Origin of the sequence: Pseudomonas putida (assembly GCF_004357765.1) — a bacterium.
GTDB lineage: Bacteria > Pseudomonadota > Gammaproteobacteria > Pseudomonadales > Pseudomonadaceae > Aquipseudomonas > Aquipseudomonas putida_U.
This window is the reverse complement of record NZ_SMTE01000001.1, coordinates 26994-44550: the sequence shown is the minus strand read 5'-3', so window position 1 is coordinate 44550 and position 17557 is coordinate 26994. Positions and strand designations below refer to the sequence as shown.

General features: G+C 64.5%; 17 protein-coding genes and 1 pseudogene. 11 read left to right on the top strand and 7 right to left on the bottom strand.

The annotated features are described in order from the left end of the window. The first annotated feature begins 49 nt into the window (after positions 1 to 49). Positions 50 to 313: a DUF2790 domain-containing protein gene (locus E2H86_RS00230; RefSeq protein WP_133323881.1), complete on the top strand. Its 264-nt coding sequence runs from the start codon at positions 50 to 52 to the stop codon at positions 311 to 313. 1 nt (position 314) lies between these two features. Here E2H86_RS00230 and E2H86_RS00225 read toward each other — a convergent pair whose 3' ends face one another. Continuing rightward, positions 315 to 1010 (bottom strand): tRNA (adenine(22)-N(1))-methyltransferase, encoded by a 696-nt coding sequence (locus E2H86_RS00225; protein ID WP_133323880.1) that lies wholly within the window; start codon positions 1008 to 1010, stop codon positions 315 to 317. Positions 1011 to 1173: 163 nt separating this feature from the next. On the opposite strand from E2H86_RS00225, the gene E2H86_RS00220 reads away from it, so the two are divergent. Then, the gene (locus E2H86_RS00220) at positions 1174 to 1554 is read left to right on the top strand and encodes a RidA family protein (RefSeq protein WP_133323879.1); all 381 of its coding nucleotides are present in this window, start codon (positions 1174 to 1176) and stop codon (positions 1552 to 1554) included. Between the two features lie 38 nt (positions 1555 to 1592). Next, entirely contained in the window at positions 1593 to 3695 is a 2103-nt protein-coding gene (locus tag E2H86_RS00215) for a TonB-dependent receptor family protein (protein ID WP_133323878.1), read from the top strand. Between the two features lie 36 nt (positions 3696 to 3731). On the opposite strand, the gene E2H86_RS00210 is transcribed toward E2H86_RS00215, so the two are convergent. Genes E2H86_RS00210 through E2H86_RS00200 form a run of 3 tightly spaced genes read right to left on the bottom strand, consistent with a single transcriptional unit; the run spans position 3732 to position 6687 of the window. Then, positions 3732 to 4052: an AtuA-related protein gene (locus E2H86_RS00210; protein ID WP_133323877.1), complete on the bottom strand. Its 321-nt coding sequence runs from the start codon at positions 4050 to 4052 to the stop codon at positions 3732 to 3734. Further along, on the bottom strand, positions 4049 to 5395 hold the full coding sequence (locus E2H86_RS00205; RefSeq protein ID WP_133323876.1) for an acyclic terpene utilization AtuA family protein: 1347 nt from the start codon (positions 5393 to 5395) through the stop codon (positions 4049 to 4051). The genes E2H86_RS00210 and E2H86_RS00205 overlap by 4 nt, the downstream gene beginning before the upstream one ends. Positions 5396 to 5397: 2 nt before the next feature. Further along, on the bottom strand, positions 5398 to 6687 hold the full coding sequence (locus E2H86_RS00200) for a CitMHS family transporter (RefSeq protein WP_133323875.1): 1290 nt from the start codon (positions 6685 to 6687) through the stop codon (positions 5398 to 5400). A gap of 102 nt (positions 6688 to 6789) precedes the next feature. Between E2H86_RS00200 and E2H86_RS00195 the strand changes: the two genes are divergently transcribed. Next, the gene (locus E2H86_RS00195) at positions 6790 to 7668 is read left to right on the top strand and encodes a LysR family transcriptional regulator (RefSeq protein ID WP_133323874.1); all 879 of its coding nucleotides are present in this window, start codon (positions 6790 to 6792) and stop codon (positions 7666 to 7668) included. 103 nt (positions 7669 to 7771) lie between these two features. Beyond that, complete coding sequence (locus tag E2H86_RS00190; protein ID WP_133323873.1) at positions 7772 to 9772, top strand: peptidase U32 family protein; 2001 nt, start codon at positions 7772 to 7774, stop codon at positions 9770 to 9772. Positions 9773 to 9793: 21 nt separating this feature from the next. On the opposite strand, the gene E2H86_RS00185 is transcribed toward E2H86_RS00190, so the two are convergent. Next, complete coding sequence (locus tag E2H86_RS00185; protein ID WP_133323872.1) at positions 9794 to 10018, bottom strand: hypothetical protein; 225 nt, start codon at positions 10016 to 10018, stop codon at positions 9794 to 9796. Next, the gene (locus tag E2H86_RS00180) at positions 9999 to 10988 is read right to left on the bottom strand and encodes a polyprenyl synthetase family protein (RefSeq protein WP_133323871.1); all 990 of its coding nucleotides are present in this window, start codon (positions 10986 to 10988) and stop codon (positions 9999 to 10001) included. Before E2H86_RS00180 ends, E2H86_RS00185 begins: the two co-directional genes overlap by 20 nt. A 185-nt stretch (positions 10989 to 11173) precedes the next feature. On the opposite strand from E2H86_RS00180, the gene fni reads away from it, so the two are divergent. From fni to E2H86_RS00160, 4 genes and pseudogenes are all read left to right on the top strand, one after another. Further along, on the top strand, positions 11174 to 12220 hold the full coding sequence (gene fni, locus E2H86_RS00175; protein WP_133323870.1) for a type 2 isopentenyl-diphosphate Delta-isomerase: 1047 nt from the start codon (positions 11174 to 11176) through the stop codon (positions 12218 to 12220). Next, on the top strand, positions 12217 to 13383 hold the full coding sequence (gene crtY / locus E2H86_RS00170; RefSeq protein ID WP_133323869.1) for a lycopene beta-cyclase CrtY: 1167 nt from the start codon (positions 12217 to 12219) through the stop codon (positions 13381 to 13383). The genes fni and crtY overlap by 4 nt, the downstream gene beginning before the upstream one ends. Continuing rightward, complete coding sequence (locus tag E2H86_RS00165; RefSeq protein WP_133323868.1) at positions 13380 to 14870, top strand: phytoene desaturase; 1491 nt, start codon at positions 13380 to 13382, stop codon at positions 14868 to 14870. Before crtY ends, E2H86_RS00165 begins: the two co-directional genes overlap by 4 nt. Then, positions 14867 to 15799, top strand: a pseudogene (locus E2H86_RS00160) (phytoene/squalene synthase family protein); the annotation flags it as partial. The gene E2H86_RS00165 and the pseudogene E2H86_RS00160, both read left to right, overlap by 4 nt. Here E2H86_RS00160 and E2H86_RS00155 read toward each other — a convergent pair. Continuing rightward, positions 15723 to 16274 (bottom strand): sterol desaturase family protein, encoded by a 552-nt coding sequence (locus E2H86_RS00155; RefSeq protein WP_133323867.1) that lies wholly within the window; start codon positions 16272 to 16274, stop codon positions 15723 to 15725. The pseudogene E2H86_RS00160 and the gene E2H86_RS00155 sit on opposite strands and share 77 nt — an antisense overlap. A 133-nt stretch (positions 16275 to 16407) precedes the next feature. Between E2H86_RS00155 and E2H86_RS25890 the strand changes: the two genes are divergently transcribed. Continuing rightward, positions 16408 to 16551, top strand: coding sequence for a hypothetical protein (locus tag E2H86_RS25890; RefSeq protein WP_165976020.1), 144 nt, complete (start codon positions 16408 to 16410; stop codon positions 16549 to 16551). Positions 16552 to 16633: 82 nt separating this feature from the next. Beyond that, positions 16634 to 17548 (top strand): LysR family transcriptional regulator, encoded by a 915-nt coding sequence (locus tag E2H86_RS00150; RefSeq protein ID WP_133323866.1) that lies wholly within the window; start codon positions 16634 to 16636, stop codon positions 17546 to 17548. The last annotated feature ends 9 nt before the right edge of the window (positions 17549 to 17557 follow it).

Genomic DNA, 17557 nt, shown 5'->3' with positions numbered 1-17557 from the left:
GCATGACCAATGAATACATCATGAGACATCCGCAAAGAAGGAGCCTGCCATGAAACATTCGATCGCTTTCCTCGCCCTGTCGGCCACCCTCGCCTCCTTCACCGCGTTGGCGGCCCAGCCAGTCCACCAAGCGGCGAACAGCAGCAACTACGAATACGGCATGCCTATGGATGTGGCCAAGGTCATCTCGATCACGCCGGACAGCAACGCTGCCGACTGTGAAGTGGGTACCTCGCACATGGTCTATATCGACCACCAAGGCCAGACCCACGAAATCGCCTACCGGGAAATGGGTAACTGTTCGCGCCTGTGATTCAGGCCAGGACCTCGTTGATCCAACTGACCTGCCGCTCGAAATCGCGGGTCTTGTGTTCCGGGACCGTCGCCCGCGCACGTTGGAAATTCGCCAGGGTCTGTTGTTTCTGCCGTAGCATACGCTGCCATTTGTTCAAGAATGCAGGGCTGCGCTGGCGCAATAACAAAGGTCCGAAATACAGTTCCTGCGCGCTATAGGCCTGCCCCTCGCCCGGCTCGGCGACAATGATCTCGTAATCGAAACGGTGTTCGCGCAGCAGTTCTTCGCTGACGATGCGGTAGCCGTTCGCCGCCAGCCACTCACGCAGTTCGCGCTCATCGCCATTGGGCTGCAGGATCAGCCGCTCGCGCCCCGACAGATGCCGGCGGTCGCGCTCGAGGATGTCGCGAATGGTCTGACCGCCCATGCCGCAGAAGGTGATGGCGGTAATCCGATCATCCGCCTCGATGGCCGCCAGGCCATCGGCCAGACGCACACTGATACTCGCTTGCAGGCCGTTTTCACGTACCGTGCGTTGGGCAGAGGCGAACGGTGTCTGCGCCACTTCACCCGCCACTGCCGCTTCGATCACCCCACGCAGGCGCAACGCCACCGGCAGGTAGCCGTGGTCCGAGCCGATATCCGCCAGGCGCGCGCCCTGCGGCACCTGCGCCGCCACGCGCTCAAGGCGCCTCGACAATGTCTGTTCGTTCAACGTTAACCCCTAGCGTCAGAATCGGGCGCGATTCTGACCTGCACCGCCGGTGATGACAATGCTCGATGGCCCAGCGGTGCCTTGACCGGGCCATCGTGCTCGACCCGCCCGTGCCGCTCGCGTAGGCTTGCACTTTTTCCCACGTCGCAAGGCAAAACGACTCATGGCAAACGCAGACATCATCTTCACTCCGGACTCCGATGCCGAATCCATTTCCTCCGACGTCGCCGAGTTCAATGGCTTACTGGTCACCACCCAAGTGCCGATTCGTGCCGACGGTAGCCTGGAATTGGGCGACATCGTCACCCAGTGCGAATGCACCCTGCAGGCCCTGAAGGACGCTCTGGAAAAAGCCGGTAGCAGCATGGACCGCGTCCTGCACCTGACCATCTACCTCACCGATATGGCCGACCGCGCCGTGTTCAACGAGGTATACCAGCGCTTCTTCAGCAAGCCCTGGCCGGTCCGTGCCGCCGTTGGCGTGGCATCGCTTGCGTTCGAGGGCATGCGTGTAGAAGTGACCGCCATGGCTGCCAAGGCCTGACCGACCCCAGGAATGCTGCACCAGCAGGACGCTGCCCGATGCCCGATACCTCTCTACGCCGCAGAGCGCTGAGCGCCTTGCTCCCCGGCCTGAGCCTGTGCCCCTTGGCCCAGGCCGAACCGCCCAGCCGTTTCGAGTTGCTCGAGCCGGTGGTGATCACCGGCAGCTACGTACCCAATCCGACTTTCGACCTGCCGTACTCCATCGACACCGTCGACCGAGCGCAGATCGCCGATGGCCAGTTGGGCGTGAACCTGTCGGAGGCGCTCAATCGGGTGCCGGGCCTGGTGGTGCAAAACCGCCAGAACTACGCCCAAGACCTGCAAATCTCTTCACGCGGTTACGGCGCCCGCTCGGCGTTCGGCGTGCGCGGTATCAAGCTGCTCAGCGATGGAATTCCGGCCAGTACGCCGGACGGCCAAGGCCAGGCTGCCACCTTGAACCTGGATGTGGCCGATCGCATAGAAGTCCTGCGTGGCCCGGCCTCTGCCATCTACGGCAGCAATGCAGGCGGTGTCATCCAGATGTTTTCCCGCGACGGCGCAGGTCCACCCAAGGTGGGCGCCGAAACCACCTTCGGCAGCGACGGGTTCAACAAGCACCACGTGTACAGCGAAGGTGGCGACGACAAGGCCGGTTTCCTGGTGGACGCTTCGCGGATGGACACCGATGGCTACCGCGACCACAGCTCGGCCCGCCGCGACCAGACCTTCGCCAAGGTGCACGTGCGGCCCGACGAGGACAGCCGTCTGGCGCTGATCTTCAGTACCTTGGAGCAAAACGGCACCGAGGATCCGCTTGGGCAGACCTGGGAGGCCTACAAGCATGATCCGCGGTCGGTGTCCGAGCGAGCCGAGCAATACGACACGCGCAAGAGCATCCATCACCAGCAACTGGGCATGAACTACGAGCGCACCTTTGGCGATGCGACCTTGCAGTTCAACCTGTATGCCGGCAAGCGCAGCGTGATCCAGTACCTGTCGATTCCCAAGGGCGCGCCAGCCAACGACCGCGGCGGTGGCGTGGTCGACTTCGACCGTGAATTCCATGGGGGCACGTTGCGCTGGATCCAGCCCATCGCCGCCGCGCCCGGCAACCTTACCGTGACCGTCGGCGCCGACTACGACCGCAGCACCGACGACCGTCGCGGCTACCAGAACTTCAGCGGCGCCACCCTGGGCGTCAAGGGCGAGTTGCGACGCAAGGAAAAGGACACCGCCACCAGCCTCGACCCTTATATCCAGGCCCACTGGGAGCTGGACCGCTGGACCGTGGACGCGGGCCTGCGTCATAGCACCATGAAGATGGAGGTCGACGACCACTACCTGGCCAACGGCGATGCCAGTGGCTCGAAGAAATACCAGCGCGCCACACCAACCTTGTCGGTGATGTACGCCTTCACCCCCGACCTGCACGGCTATATCAGTGCCGGCAAGGCCTTCGAGACCCCGACCCAGGCCGAGATGGCCTATGCGCCCGGCGCCGTGGAAGGTTTCAACTTCGGACTCGACCCGGCCACCAGCACCCAATACGAGCTCGGCCTCAAGGCGCGTCCGGATGAACGCACCCGGGTCAACGCCGCGATCTTCGAGATCCGCACCAAGGACGAGATCGTGGTGGCGGCCTCGGAAGGCGGGCGCACCAGCTACCGTAACGCCGGCAAGACGCTGCGCCGCGGGTTCGAACTCAGCGTACAACGCCAGTTCAATGCCCAATGGCAGGCCAATCTGGCCTATACCCTGCTCGATGCGACCTATGACGAAGCATTCAGCCAAGGTACCACCAGCATCGACAAGGGCAATCATCTCCCAGGCGTGCCTCAGGCCAGCCTGTTCGGCGAACTGATCTGGAAACCGCGCGACGGCATCAGCATGGGGCTTGAAGGGCAATACCGGAGCAAGGTGTACGTCGAGGACAGCAACGACCAGCATGTCGCGCCCAGCTATGCCGTATTCAACTGGCGAACCCGGTTCGAACAGCACTACGGGCCGTGGACCTTCCACCAGTTATTGCGGCTGGATAACCTGCTGGACCGCCAGTACGTCGGCTCGGTGATCGTCGGCGACAGCAACGGGCGCTACTACGAGGCGGCGCCGGGGCGGTCCTGGTATGCGGGGGCTGGGCTGCAATACCAGTTCTGACAATGGGCCGCCAAGCGGCCCCCGACACTCCCCTGTCTAGCGCCGCACCTGCATCCCCAACAGAGCCGCCCCCAGGCACTTGCCATGTGCATCCAGCGCCAGCGACCGTGTCACGCCACCGCGCAGCAGCCCAGGCAACACGAAGTTCAGCGCCCGTAACTGCGGCAGCTCGTAACGCCGAACCGGTCCCGCATCGGCATCGCGCAAATGGGCGAACCAGGCCTCGACCTTATCCACCGTGACCTCGCGCAACAGCACGGCGTAGTCCTCCGCCCGATAGGCGATCAGCGAAATGTTCGAAGTATCGCCCTTGTCTCCGGTACGGGTATGGGCAATTTCATGTAATGCGACGGTCATGGGCAGACCTCCAGATGGACACGGGCGATGGCGAACTCACGGGGCAGGTACAGGCTGGCCACTGCCAACACCTCGCGCACTTGGCGGGTGGCACCGCCGCCGCCGGCAGGGCCGTTGGTGTACAGGGTCTCCACTTCGTTGGCCAAGGCCTGGGCAGCCGCCCGCGTGGCGCAGCGCCCGGCCACGCGCAAGCGCACTTCCCAGGGCTCGCCAGAGTGGCCGAAATCACTGCCGTGCAGCGAGTCGATGCCCATTAACTCGCAACGTAGCTCCTCGACCGGCACGCCGGTCAGGGTCAGCCGCTGCTCGACTATCTTCCCGGCCAGGCGGGCTCGCGCCAGCGCATTGGGGCCACCATAGGAAATCTGCCCTTCACCGATCCAACCGTCACGATAGCCAACGGTCACTTTCAGTCGTTCGGGTCGCTGAGTGCCGGTGGCACCGCTGACCTGCACCGTGTCCGGCCCCTGCAAGGCAAAGTGCACAGCGGAAAAGTCAGCGACCACATCGGGCGTGAAGTAGCAGCCCGGGTCGTGCACCTCGTACAGCAGTTGCTCGGTGCAGGTCGCGACGTCGATGCGCCCGCCGCTGCCGGCGACCTTGGTGATGCATGCCTGGCCCTCGGAGTCGATTTCGGCGAGGGGGAAACCCAGCCGCGCCAGGTCGGGGACATCCTTCACGCCGGGGTCGGCGAAATAACCTCCGCTGACCTGCCCGGCGCATTCGAGCAGGTGACCGATGAGCGTGCCGCGGCCACGCCGCAGCCAATCGTCTGCCGCCCAGCCAAAGGCATGCAACTGTGGCGCAAGGAACAACGAAGGATCGGCGACGCGCCCAGTGATCACCACATCGGCATCCTCGGCCAAGGCCTGGAGAATGCCCTCGACCCCAAGGTAGGCGTTGGCCGACACCATGCGCTCGCCCAGAGCGGCCACATTCAGACCGTTGTCCAACTGCCAATCTGGGTGTTCGCGCAGCACGGCGAGTACGTCGTCGCCCTCCACTGCCGCCACCTTGAGCCCGTGCAACCCCAATTCAGTGGCGACAGCGACGACCTGGCGAGCTGCTGCACGTGGGTTGGCGGCGCCCATGTTGCTGATGATCCGCAGGCGTCGACTGCCCTGACGGACGAAGGGCAGCACGGCCCGCATGCGCGTGACCAGCAAAGGATCGAAGCCGGCTTCGGGTTCGGCCAGGCGTGCTTGCTGGGCCAAGGCGATAGTCCGCTCGGCCAGGCATTCGAATATCAGGTAGTCAAGATCGCCGTCACGGGCCAGTTCGACGGCAGGCTCCACGCGGTCGCCGGAATAACCGGCGCCAGCGCCGATGCGCAGGGTGTTCATCTTCAGAATACTCCCAGTGCCAACGCGGTCAGAGTCATCAGCACCGACGCGGCAAACAGTAATGGCAGGGTGAACCGTTGGTGGTCGGCCAGCTCCAGCTTGCACAGGCCGACCAGCAGGAAGGTGGCCGGGGTCAGCGGGCTAACCGGGAACCCGGTGGTATGCACCCCAAGCAGCGAAGCCTGGGCCACCTGCACCGGGTCGACGCCAAGCGAACGGCCGACTTCGGCGATCACCGGCATCACGCCGAAGTAGAAGGAGTCAGGGTCGAACAGCAGGCTCAGTGGCATCGATACGAAACCCACCAGCGCGGGGATCAACTTCCCGTGCCCTGGTGGAATCTGCTGCACCGCCACCTCAGCCATGGCCTTGAGCATGCCGGTACCTTGCATGATGCCGGTGAACACGCCAGCGGCCAGGAGGATGCTGGCCATGGTCAGCGCGGTCTTGGCGTGGGCGTCGATGCGTTCGCGCTGATGATCGACGCGAGGATAGTTCAGGCACAGCGCAATCACGGTACCGAGCATGAACATCACCACCGGGTCGACCCAGCCGGCGATCATCACGGCCATGACCAATACCGTCAGCAACAGGTTCGGCCAGAACAGGCGCGGTCGGCGCAACGCCTGCTCCTCGGTGCTGAGGGCACGCTGCGGCGCGGCGACATCGCTGCCGCCACACAGGCCCAGGCGCTTTTCCTCCCGCCGGCCCAGCCACCAGGCACAGGCGAAGACGAACGCCAGGCCCACCAGTTGCACCGGAATGAGCGGCTGGAACAGGTCCGCCACCGGCACGTGCAGGGCCGCGGAAGAGCGCAGCACAGGTCCGGTCCACGGCAGGAAGTTGACTCCGGCAGCCATCGCTGCGACACAGGCCAGCACCCGTCGGTCGATACCCAGGCGGGTATACAACGGCAGCATCGCCGGCACCGTGACCAGAAAGGTCACCGCACCCGAACCGTCCAGGTGCACCAGCAACGCCAGCAACGCAGTGCCACAGACGATGCGCGTGGGCCGGGTGCCGACGGCGCGCAGGATGCGGTCAATGATCGGATCGAGCATGCCGGCATCGGTCATCACACCGAAGAACAGGATGGCGAAGATGAACATGCCCACTACCGGCGCGACATTCTTGATCCCGGTGAGGATGAAACCGCTGGTCTGCAGGCCGAAGCCGGCCAACAGGGCTGCAATGATGGGAAAGGCGATCAACGCCACCAACGGCCAGAGGCGTTTGCTCATCACCGCGACAAGCAGAGACAGAATGGTAATGACGCCATAGAGGGCGAGCATGGGCGACTCCAGCATGTGATTTTTGTTGTTGCCTGGAGTATCAGGAAGGGCCACGGCGCGTGTAATTTGCAATTTAAAGCCACTCACGTTCGAAAAAACAAAATGAAGAATGCCTTGCAGCACATCCGCGCCTTCATCACCGTGGTCCAACGCGGCAACTTCGCCCGCGCCGCCGACGACCTGCACCTGTCGCCGTCGGCACTGACCGTGCAGATCCGCCAGTTGGAAGGTTGGTTGGGGGTGGAACTGCTGGAGCGCAGCCCTCGCCATGTGGCATTGACCGCAGCCGGGCGCGAGGCGCTGCCGGCGATGGAGAAACTGCTGCTGGACCTGGGCAACATCGTCAGCGCCAGCCAAGGCCTGGCCGCCGTGCGTCGCGGCGTGGTCAGCGTGGCAGCCCTGCCCTCGCTGTGTGCCGGTGCCCTCCCCGAACGACTGGCCGTGTTCCATGAGCAATACCCAGGTATCGAAGTGCGCTTGCGCGATCTGGTGGCCGAGCGCATCACCGAGCGGGTGCGCGATGGCGACGTCGATTTTGGCCTGGGAGTACGGGCCAGGCTTGGCCATGGGCTGTCGTTCACACCGCTGCTGCACGACCGCCTGTGTCTGTTCGTACCTGCCGGGCATCCGCTGGTCAGCGGTGAGTTGGGCCTTGCCGACCTGCACGAGCAGCCAATGATCCTCACTGGCCGCGACAGCAGCGTGCGGGCGCAGATCGAGCAGGTGTTCCAGGCGCGTGGATTGACGTTACGAGTGGCCATGGAGGCCAACTACATGTCCACGGTCTTGGCGCTGGTGCGCAATGGCTTGGGTATCGCGTTGCTGCCGGAATCGGCGGATGACGGTGAGCGGCGTCTGGTCCGCCGGTATCTGCCCGAGCCTGGGCTGGAACGGGAACTGGGGGTGATCACCCGCAGCGAGAGCAGTCTGTCGCCGGCAGCGTTGCGCCTTGTCGAGTGCTTGAAGGGGATCAGCCTTTGATCTTCGGCACAGACCACACACCTCTTGGCAGGCAAAGATGTCACCAATCCATTTCACCGCTACAATGCCGCCCTAAACCGTGACCGCCCGAAACCATAACGATATGTCCCTTCCAAAGAATCACCTGGAACTGCTCAGCCCTGCCCGTGACGTGGCCATCGCCCGCGAGGCGATCCTGCACGGCGCTGATGCCATCTACATCGGCGGCCCGAGCTTCGGCGCACGCCATAACGCCTGTAACGAAGTCGGCGATATCGCCGAACTGGTCGAATTCGCCCACCGCTACCATGCGCGCGTATTCACCACCATCAACACCATCCTCCACGACAACGAGCTCGAACCTGCGCGCAAGCTGATCCACCAGTTGTACGACGCCGGTGTCGACGCGTTGATCGTGCAGGACCTGGGCGTGATGGAACTGGACATCCCGCCGATCGAGTTGCATGCCAGCACCCAGACCGACATCCGTACCCTGGAGCGGGCGAAGTTCCTCGACCAGGCCGGTTTCTCCCAACTGGTGCTGGCCCGCGAGCTGAACCTGCAGCAGATCCGTGCCATCGCCGCCGAAACCGATGCCGCCATCGAGTTCTTCATCCATGGCGCCCTGTGCGTAGCCTTCTCCGGCCAGTGCAACATCTCCCACGCCCAGACCGGGCGCAGTGCCAACCGTGGCGACTGCTCCCAGGCTTGCCGCCTGCCGTACACCCTCAAGGACGACCAGGGCCGCGTCGTCGCCTTCGAGAAGCACCTGCTGTCGATGAAGGACAACAACCAGACCGCCAACCTGGCCGACCTGGTGGATGCCGGCGTGCGCTCGTTCAAGATCGAGGGTCGCTACAAGGACATGGGCTACGTGAAGAACATCACGGCCCACTACCGTCAGCAGCTCGACGCCATCCTCGAAGGCCGCCCGGAACTGGCCCGCGCTTCCAGCGGGCGTACCGAACACTTCTTCCTGCCCGACCCAGACAAGACGTTCCACCGCGGCAGTACCGACTATTTCGTCAGTGAGCGTAAGGTCGACATCGGCGCCTTCGACTCGCCGACCTTCACCGGCCTGCCGGTGGGCGTCGTCGAAAAAGTCGGCAAGCGCGACATGTTGGTGGTCACCGAAGTGCCGTTGACCAACGGCGACGGCCTCAATGTGCTGGTCAAGCGCGAAGTGGTCGGGTTCCGCGCCAACATCGCCGAGCCACGCGGTGAATTCGATGAGGACGGTCAAAAACGCTACCGCTATCGCGTCGAGCCCAACGAGATGCCCGAAGGGCTGCACAAGCTGCGTCCCAACCACCCGCTGTCACGTAATCTCGACCACAACTGGCAACAAGCCCTGCTACGCACCTCGGCCGAACGCCGGGTCGGCGTGCAGTGGCAGGCGCGGTTGCGCGAGGAGCGTCTGACCCTGACCGCGACCAGCGAAGAAGGCGTCAGTGTCCAGCTGACCCTGGACGGACCGTTCGGCGTGGCCAACAAGCCAGCCCAGGCCCTCGACCAACTGCGCGACCTGCTCGGTCAGCTGGGGACTACCCAGTACCACGCCAGCGCCATCGAACTCGATGCTCCGCAAGCGTTCTTCATTCCCAATTCGCAGCTCAAGGCTTTGCGCCGCGAAGCTATCGAGGCACTCACCGAGGCGCGGGTCAAGGCTCACCCGCGCGGTGGGCGAAAGGCCGAAACCACGCCACCTCCGGTGTACCCGGAATCGCACTTGTCGTTCCTCGCCAACGTGTACAACCAGAAGGCGCGTGACTTCTATCACCGCCACGGTGTGCAACTGATCGACGCGGCCTACGAGGCCCATGAAGAGCACGGCGAGGTGCCGGTGATGATCACCAAGCACTGCCTGCGCTTCTCGTTCAACCTCTGCCCCAAGCAGGCCAAAGGCGTCACCGGCGTACGCACCAAGGTCGCCCCCATGCAGCTAATCCAGGGCGACGAGGTACTGACCCTGAAGTTCGACTGCAAGCCGTGTGAAATGCACGTGATCGGCAAGATGAAGAGTCACATCATCGACCTGCCGACACCCGGCAGTGCGGTGGCGCAGGTGGTCGGTCACATCAGTCCTGAAGACCTGCTCAAGACCATTCCCCGCGCGCCCCATTGATCGACGAGGTGGCAAGGCCGGTCATCGACTGGCCTTGCCCTCCACGTCGCGCAAGCGTTTTTCGATGGCCTCGGTCTGTTCTTCGACCTCCTGGGTCGAGGTGGGGGTGATCACCTTGTCCACTGCCTCGGTATCAGGATCCGGGCGTTCCAGTACGGGCTTGGGCGCACGTTCACCCTGCTGCGCCTGCTCCGATGACACCACGTGGGGGACCTTGTCAGCGGGTTTACGGTCGTCGTGTTCCATGCTCGGCTCCTTCATGCGAGGGTTGTTGTTCAGAAGAACCCAACGGGCCGTGAAAGTTTGATTGCGACGACCCGGTGCAAGTGAACACGCTACGCAACATCAGAACGATCTTTCGCTCCCCGAGCGAGGCTTCGGCCAGGTAATGCTCGGCATTGGCCAGGTGGACAGCCAATCGGTCGCGAACCGCCTCCTCGCCGCACAGGGCCAGTAAGGTGGACTTGCCGTGATCCTTGTCAGGATCCTTGCCGGTACCTGCGTCGCGGTCTCGCAGGTCGTCATACAGTTGGAAGGCTTGGCCAAGCTCGCCGGCGAAGCGCTGCAGCGATGCCTGCAGCGCAGCGGTGGCATCGGCCAGGTGTCCTGCCATGGCCAGGATCGCGCCGAACAACGCACCGGTCTTCAACTGGTTGGTCTCGACGATCTGCTCGGCGCTGCGCGGCAGGATGCCGTCACGCAAGTCCTGCAACTGGCCCTTGACCAGCCCCTGGCTACCGATCGCGTCGGCCAAGGTCGCGACCAGATCGGCACGCACCTGGGGCGAGACACCCTCGAGCCTGGCCACCAGGGCGAATGCACGGGACAACAAGGCGATCGCCGCCAGCAGCGCCACATCCTCGCCGAACGCCAAGTGCAAGGTGGCCCGGCCTCGACGCAAGGTGGCGTCGTCCATGCAGGGCAGATCATCGAGCACCAACGATGCCGCATGGACCATCTCTATCGCACAACCAACGTCCAGTGCGGCCTTGGGGCAGGCGCCCAGCCCTTCTGCTGCCAGGACCAGCAGCAACGGGCGCAGGCGCTTGCCTGGCGCCAGGGTGCAATCACGCATGGCAGCGGCCACCAGGTCGCGCTCGCTACCGGCGGCGGGCAACAACGCCTCGAGGCGGGCTTCGATGGCGCCCTGCAGGTGGATCAGCGAATCAAGCGAGCCGGTCTCGGCGGCCTGGGGCGAGTGGGCGATGGTGGTCATCCTTGCCTCATTGGTTGCGCGGCACCCGGTGCACAGGTCGAAGGAACGAACCGACAGTTGCCGTTGCCTCACATGCTGTGCCGTTTTGGGCTTAGCTATACAAATCGGGCTGCGTTGTACAACCCCCCTGTCTTTTGCACAGACCTCACGCGCCCCTCGGATGATTCCCTGGCAATGGAGCGGGCATGAAGAAAAGCTTGCTGAGTCAACGCAAGGACGACCACCTGGACATCGTGCTGGCCCCTGGACAAGCTGCCTCCGCCGTCGACCCGGGCTGGTCGGCCATTCGCTTCGAGCACTGCGCGCTGCCGGAGATGGCCCTGGACGAGATCGACCTGGGCACCTCGCTGCTGGGCATTTCCCTGCGTGCGCCGTTGTTGATCAGTTCGATGACCGGTGGTGCGCAGCGCGCCGAGCACATCAATCATCACTTGGCGGAAGCGGCCCAAGCGCTAGGCATCGCTATGGGGGTAGGCTCGCAGCGAGTGAGCCTGCAAGGGGGCCCGGCCACGGGCCTGACCCCTGCTCTACGACGGCTTGCTCCCAGCATTCCATTGCTCGCCAACCTTGGCGCGGCGCAACTGCGCGAGGTCGATGGCCTGGATCTGGCGCGCAGGGCCGTCGACAGCCTGCAAGCCAATGCCTTGATCATCCACCTGAACCCGCTGCAGGAGGCGGTCCAGCCCGAGGGCGACCGCGATTGGCGGGGCGTGCTGGACAGGATCGAGGCACTCACCCGCGTCCTGGACGTACCGGTGATCGCCAAGGAAGTGGGTGCCGGCGTCTCGCCTACGGTGGCCCGGGCGCTGGTCGATGCCGGCGTACAGATCATCGACGTGGCCGGTGCTGGCGGTACCAGCTGGGCAGCGGTCGAGGCCCAGCGCGCCAGCAGCGCCGCCGATCGCGCCGTGGCCCTGGCCTTTCGCGATTGGGGCATTCCGACCGCGCAATGCCTGTTGGCTGTGCGCAGGGCGTTACCGGAGGTCGGCCTGATCGCTTCGGGAGGTGTCAGTGACGGCCTGGAAGCCGCCAAGGCCATTCGTTTGGGCGCCGATCTGGTCGGCCAGGCGGCTGGAGTGCTCGAGGCAGCACTGACCTCCACCGAGGCCGTCATCGAACACTTCGACGTGGTCTTGCGTCAATTGCGTATTGCCTGCTTTTGCACCGGCTCGCGCAATCTCGCGCAACTGCGCCGGGCGCGCTTACTCGGACCCGGGCCGCAACCGGCATGAAGCATGACCTGATCCTGGTCGGCGGCGGCCTGGCAAACGGCCTGATCGCCTGGCGTTTGCGCCAGGTGCGTCCGGAGCTCGATCTGGTGTGCCTGGAACAGGCGCCGCGGATCGGCGGCAACCATACCTGGTCGTTCCACGATACCGACCTCACCCCAGCTCAGCAGCACTGGTTGGCACCGCTAGTGGTCAAGCGTTGGCCGGCCTACCACGTGCACTTCCCGAACCTGTCGCGTCGTGTCGCCAGCGGTTATGCCAGCATCACCAGCGAGCATTTCGCCGAGCGCCTCGAGCTCGCCCTGGGGCCGGCGCTACGCACCCACTGTGCGGTTAGCCAGGTCAGCGCACAGCAGGTGACGCTGGAAGGCGGCGAGCGCCTGCAGGCCCGCGTGGTGATCGATGGCCGTGGCGCCCAGGCCAGTCCGCACCGGGTGCTGGGCCAGCAGGCATTTCTCGGCCAGGTGCTGCGCATGATACGGCCTCACGGCCTGAGCGCACCGATCCTCATGGACGCCCGCGTGTACCAGGGCCAAGGCTATCGCTTCGTTTACGTGCTGCCGTTGAGCGCCGATACGTTGTTGATCGAAGACACCCACTACGTCGATGGGCAACCTCCCGAGCCTGAACAGTTGCGCGGGCATATCGCCGAATATGCCTGCCAGCACGGCTGGCAGGTGCACGCATGCATACGTGAAGAGCACGGCGTCCTGCCCATCACCCTGGCCGAGGATTTTCCTGCCTGGTGGGCCGCGCAGGGAGGCCAGCCCTTGGCTGGCCTGCGCGCCGGTCTGTTCCATTGCACCACCGGTTACTCGCTGCCCGAAGCGGTCCGACTGGCCGATTGGCTCGCCCAGCAGCCGCTGTCTGACGCCGACGGTCTGGCAGACCAGCTGGGCCGTTATCTGCACCGACGCTGGCGAGATCAGAGCTTCTATCGATTGCTCAACCGCATGTTGTTCCTGGCTGGACGCCCCGACGACCGCTGGCGAGTGATGGAGCGTTTTCATCGCCTGCCCGAACCGTTGATCGGCCGTTTCTACGCCGGCCACAGCCATTGGCGTGACCGCCTGCGCATCCTCGTCGGCAAACCACCCGTCCCGGTGGCCGAGGCGTTGAGGGCCGCACTGCGCCATTCCCCTCAATCGTTCAAGGAGCCTGCATGACTCAAGGAAAATCAGCCGTGGTGGTGGGCGCAGGGATCGGCGGGCTGGCCTTGGCCATACGCCTCCAGGCCAGCGGCATCCACACCACCTTGCTGGAGCGACGCGATCGGCCAGGAGGCCGCGCCTACGTGTACCACGACCAAGGCTTCACGTTCGACGCGGGGCCTACGGTGATCACCGATCCCACGGCCATCGAGGCGCTGTTCACCCTCGCTGGCAAACCCATGGGCGAATACCTCGAACTGTTGCCCGTGAACCCGTTCTATCGCTTGTGCTGGGAGGATGGCACGACGTTCGACTACAGCAACGACCAAGAGCAGCTGGAGCGCCAGATCCATGCCTTGGACGCTGCCGATGTAGAAGGCTACCGGCGTTTTCTGGCGTACTCGCGATCGGTGCTCGATGAGGGCTACCTGAAGCTCGGCGCGGTGCCGTTCCTGTCGTTTCGCAGCATGCTCCAGGCCGGCCCGCAACTGGCCCGTCTGCAGGCCTGGCGTAGCGTTTATGCCATGGTGTCGCGCTTCGTGCGTAGCGAACGGTTGCGCCAAGTGTTGTCGTTTCATGCGTTGTTGGTCGGCGGCAACCCGTTCGCGACCTCGTCGATCTACACACTCATCCACGCACTGGAACGGCAATGGGGCGTATGGTTCGCCAAGGGCGGCACGGGCGCCCTGGTCAACGGCCTGGCGCAGTTGTTTCGCGACCTGGGCGGGACTTTGGAGCTCAACGCCGAGGTCGCCGCCTTCGACACCCACGGCCAGCGCCTGACCGGAGTGCGCAGCCGGGATGGGCGGCATTGGCAGGCCGATGCCGTGGCCTCCAATGCCGACGTGGTGCACACCTATACGGAACTCCTGGGCCAGCATCGACGAGGCGCCCAGGAAGGCCGCCGGTTGCTGGGCAAGCGCTTCAGCAACTCGTTGTTCGTGGTGCATTTCGGCCTTCGCCGTGCCCAGCCGCAGCTGCGCCACCACACTGTGTGCTTCGGCCCACGTTACCAGGCGCTGGTCGAGGAGATCTTCAACGGACCAGCGCTGCCGACGGACTTCTCATTGTATCTGCACGCACCCTGCGCCACCGACCCGAGCCTGGCGCCGCCCGGCTGTTCGAGCCACTATGTGCTGGCACCGGTGCCGCACCTGGGCAACGCTCCGATCGACTGGGCGAGCGAAGGGCCCCGATATCGCGATCGCATCTTCGCCTACCTGGAGCGTCACTACATACCGGGTCTGCGCGACGACCTGGTGACCTGCCGCACCTTCACCCCGCTGGATTTCCGCGAACAGCTCAACGCCCATCTGGGTTCGGCCTTTTCGCTGGAGCCTTTGCTGACTCAGAGCGCGTGGTTCCGTCCGCACAATCGCGACGCCCACCTGCACAACCTGTATCTGGTCGGGGCCGGTACCCACCCCGGTGCCGGCGTACCTGGGGTGATCGCATCGGCCAAGGCCACCGCTGGGCTGATGCTGGAGGACCTGTCACGATGAGCGAACAACGATCCGACCCGCTGCTGCGGCATGCCGAACACAGCATCGCGGTAGGCTCCAAGAGCTTCGCCGCAGCCGCCCGGCTGTTCGATCCGGCGACCCGGCGCAGCGCCATGTTGCTGTATGCCTGGTGCCGCCACTGCGATGATGTGATCGATGGCCAGCAGGCCGGCCATGATGCCCTGCCCCTGCCCGCGGAGCAGGCCCGCCGGCGCCTTGCCGACTTGCAAAGGCAGACCCGCGAGATCTACGCCGGGTTGCCCGCCCAGACGCCCGCGTTCGCAGCACTGGGTGATGTTGCCCAGCGCCACGGCATCCCGCCCGACGAAGCCTTCGACCTGCTCGAAGGCTTTGCCCAGGATGTCGCGGGTCAGCGCTACGCGCGCCCGCAGGACGTCCTGGGTTACTGCTACCACGTCGCCGGCGTGGTGGGCCTGATGATGGCGCGGGTGATGGGCGTGCGCGATCCGGCTGTGCTGGACCGGGCATGCGATCTGGGCCTGGCCATGCAACTGACCAACATCGCCCGCGACATCGTCGAAGACGCCCGCGTCGGGCGTTGTTACCTGCCCCAGGCTTGGCTGGATGAGTTCGAGGTGCCGGCCTGGGGCCTGGCCGAGCCGCGCTACCGGCCAGCCGTGGCGGCCATGGCCGAGCGTTTGCTGGCAGAGGCCGAACCTTACTACCGCAGCGCGCAGGCGGGGCTCGCTGCCCTGCCCTGGCGCTCGGCCTGGGCAGTGGCAACGGCAGCGCTGGTATATCGACGGATCGGAATCAAGGTGCAGGCCGCCGGCGTCAACGCCTGGGATGGGCGCTTGGCGACTTCGCGCAGGGAAAAGCTCGGCGCGATTCTCAGCGGTCTGTGGCGCTCGCTGACGCGTCGGCTGTGCCGTGCCCAGGCTCGGGACGGGCGACTCTGGCAGCGTCCTGGCGGGATAGCGGCCCGTCATGGCGCGCGCGCAACTGACGGCGCAAGCGCTCGATAGGCGGGGCATACAGGAACCCGAACGATACGCAGCCGTCACGGCCTTGTACCGCATGGTGCATCAGGTGAGCCTGGTACAACCGCTTGAGGTAACCGCTGCGGGGCACCCAACGCAGCGGCCAGCGCCGATGCACCAGGCCATCATGGGCGATGAAGTACAGCGCGCCATATCCCGTCATGCCCGCGCCGATCCACTGCAAAGGAAACAGCCCGGCGCTGCCCAGGGCGATCAGGGCAATGGCCAGCACCGCGAACACCACCGCGAACAGATCGTTTTTCTCGAATGCACCATGGCGTGGTTGGTGGTGAGAGCGATGCCAACCCCACCCCACCCCATGCATGACGTACTTGTGCACCAGGTAGGCGACGACCTCCATGGCAACCAAGGTGGTGAAAAAGCTGATCGCGCTGATGAGCATGGCAAGATTCCGTTTTGCGCCGTTGCTGCAATGGAGTGTCTGCGTGGCTCGACGTTCCCCCGCTCGGCGAATCCGACTGAACAGTCCTGGGGCGACCGCTGCCTACCGCACGACATCAACCAGGAGACCTGCCATGACCCACCCCAATCACCCCGATCCCTATGTCGACGAGATACCCCATGACCCCGGTGAGCCAGTGCCTACGCCTGAGCCTGAACAGGAGGCGCCTGATTGGCCGGAGGGGCAAGTGCCGCCGGAGGAACAATCCGATGGTTGAGCGACAAGCGCCTCGGCGAAGGCCCGCCCCGGGCAGTGACCTTCTGTGGCATGATCGGGGCAATCCTACCTGAGCCTTCGGCATGCTGATCGACGAAGAACTGACCCTGAAGAAACTGGAAACCTTTCTCGCCTTCATGCGCAGCGGCAACCTGGGCCGGGCCGCTGCCGAGCTTTCGACCAGCGCGGTCAGCGTACACCGGGCGATCCATTCCCTGGAAAGTGCCCTGCGTTGTCCCTTGTTCAAGCATGAAGGCCGCCAGTTGATCCCTTTGGAAAGCGCCTACGTACTGGAGAAAAAGGCCCGGCAATTGATCCAGGATGCCGAGCAGCTGGTACGTCAGACTCGCGAGGCAGCAGGGTTCTATGCCGAGCGTTTTCGTCTCGGCGCCCTCTACTCGCTGACCGTCAAGACCGTCCCGAAGTTGGTCATGGGCTTGAAGCTGCGCCGCAGCGAGCTCAACATCGATCTCAACCTGGGCTCGAACGTCGATTTGCTGCAGCGCCTGAAGAACCATGAACTCGAGGCGATCTTGGTATCGTTGGACGACAGCATCAACGACCCGACCTGTGCGCAGTTGCCGCTGTTCTCCGACAATATCTTTCTGGCCGTACCCATCGATTCCCCCTTCGCCGAGCAGGCCGAGGTCGACCTGGCCGACCTGGCCGACTCGACCTTCATCACCCTGACCCAAGGCTTCGCCACTCACCGTGACGGTGCGCGGGTGTTCCAGCAGGCCGGTTTCGAACCGAAGGTGGCGATGCAGGTCAACGACATCTTCACCCTCCTCAGCATGGTCAGCTCTGGCGTCGGCTTCGCCCTGCTGCCAGGGCGCATCGCCGCCGTGTATGAAAACCGCGTGCGGTTGATCCCGCTGCAGCCGCGCTACCGGCTGCAGCAGCATATCGGCGTGGTGTTTCTCAAGGCCCGCGAGCGCGAGCCGAACCTGTTGGCGTTACTGGCCGAATGCCGGATGTACAGCGCCGCCCTGACCTGAGGCCAGGCA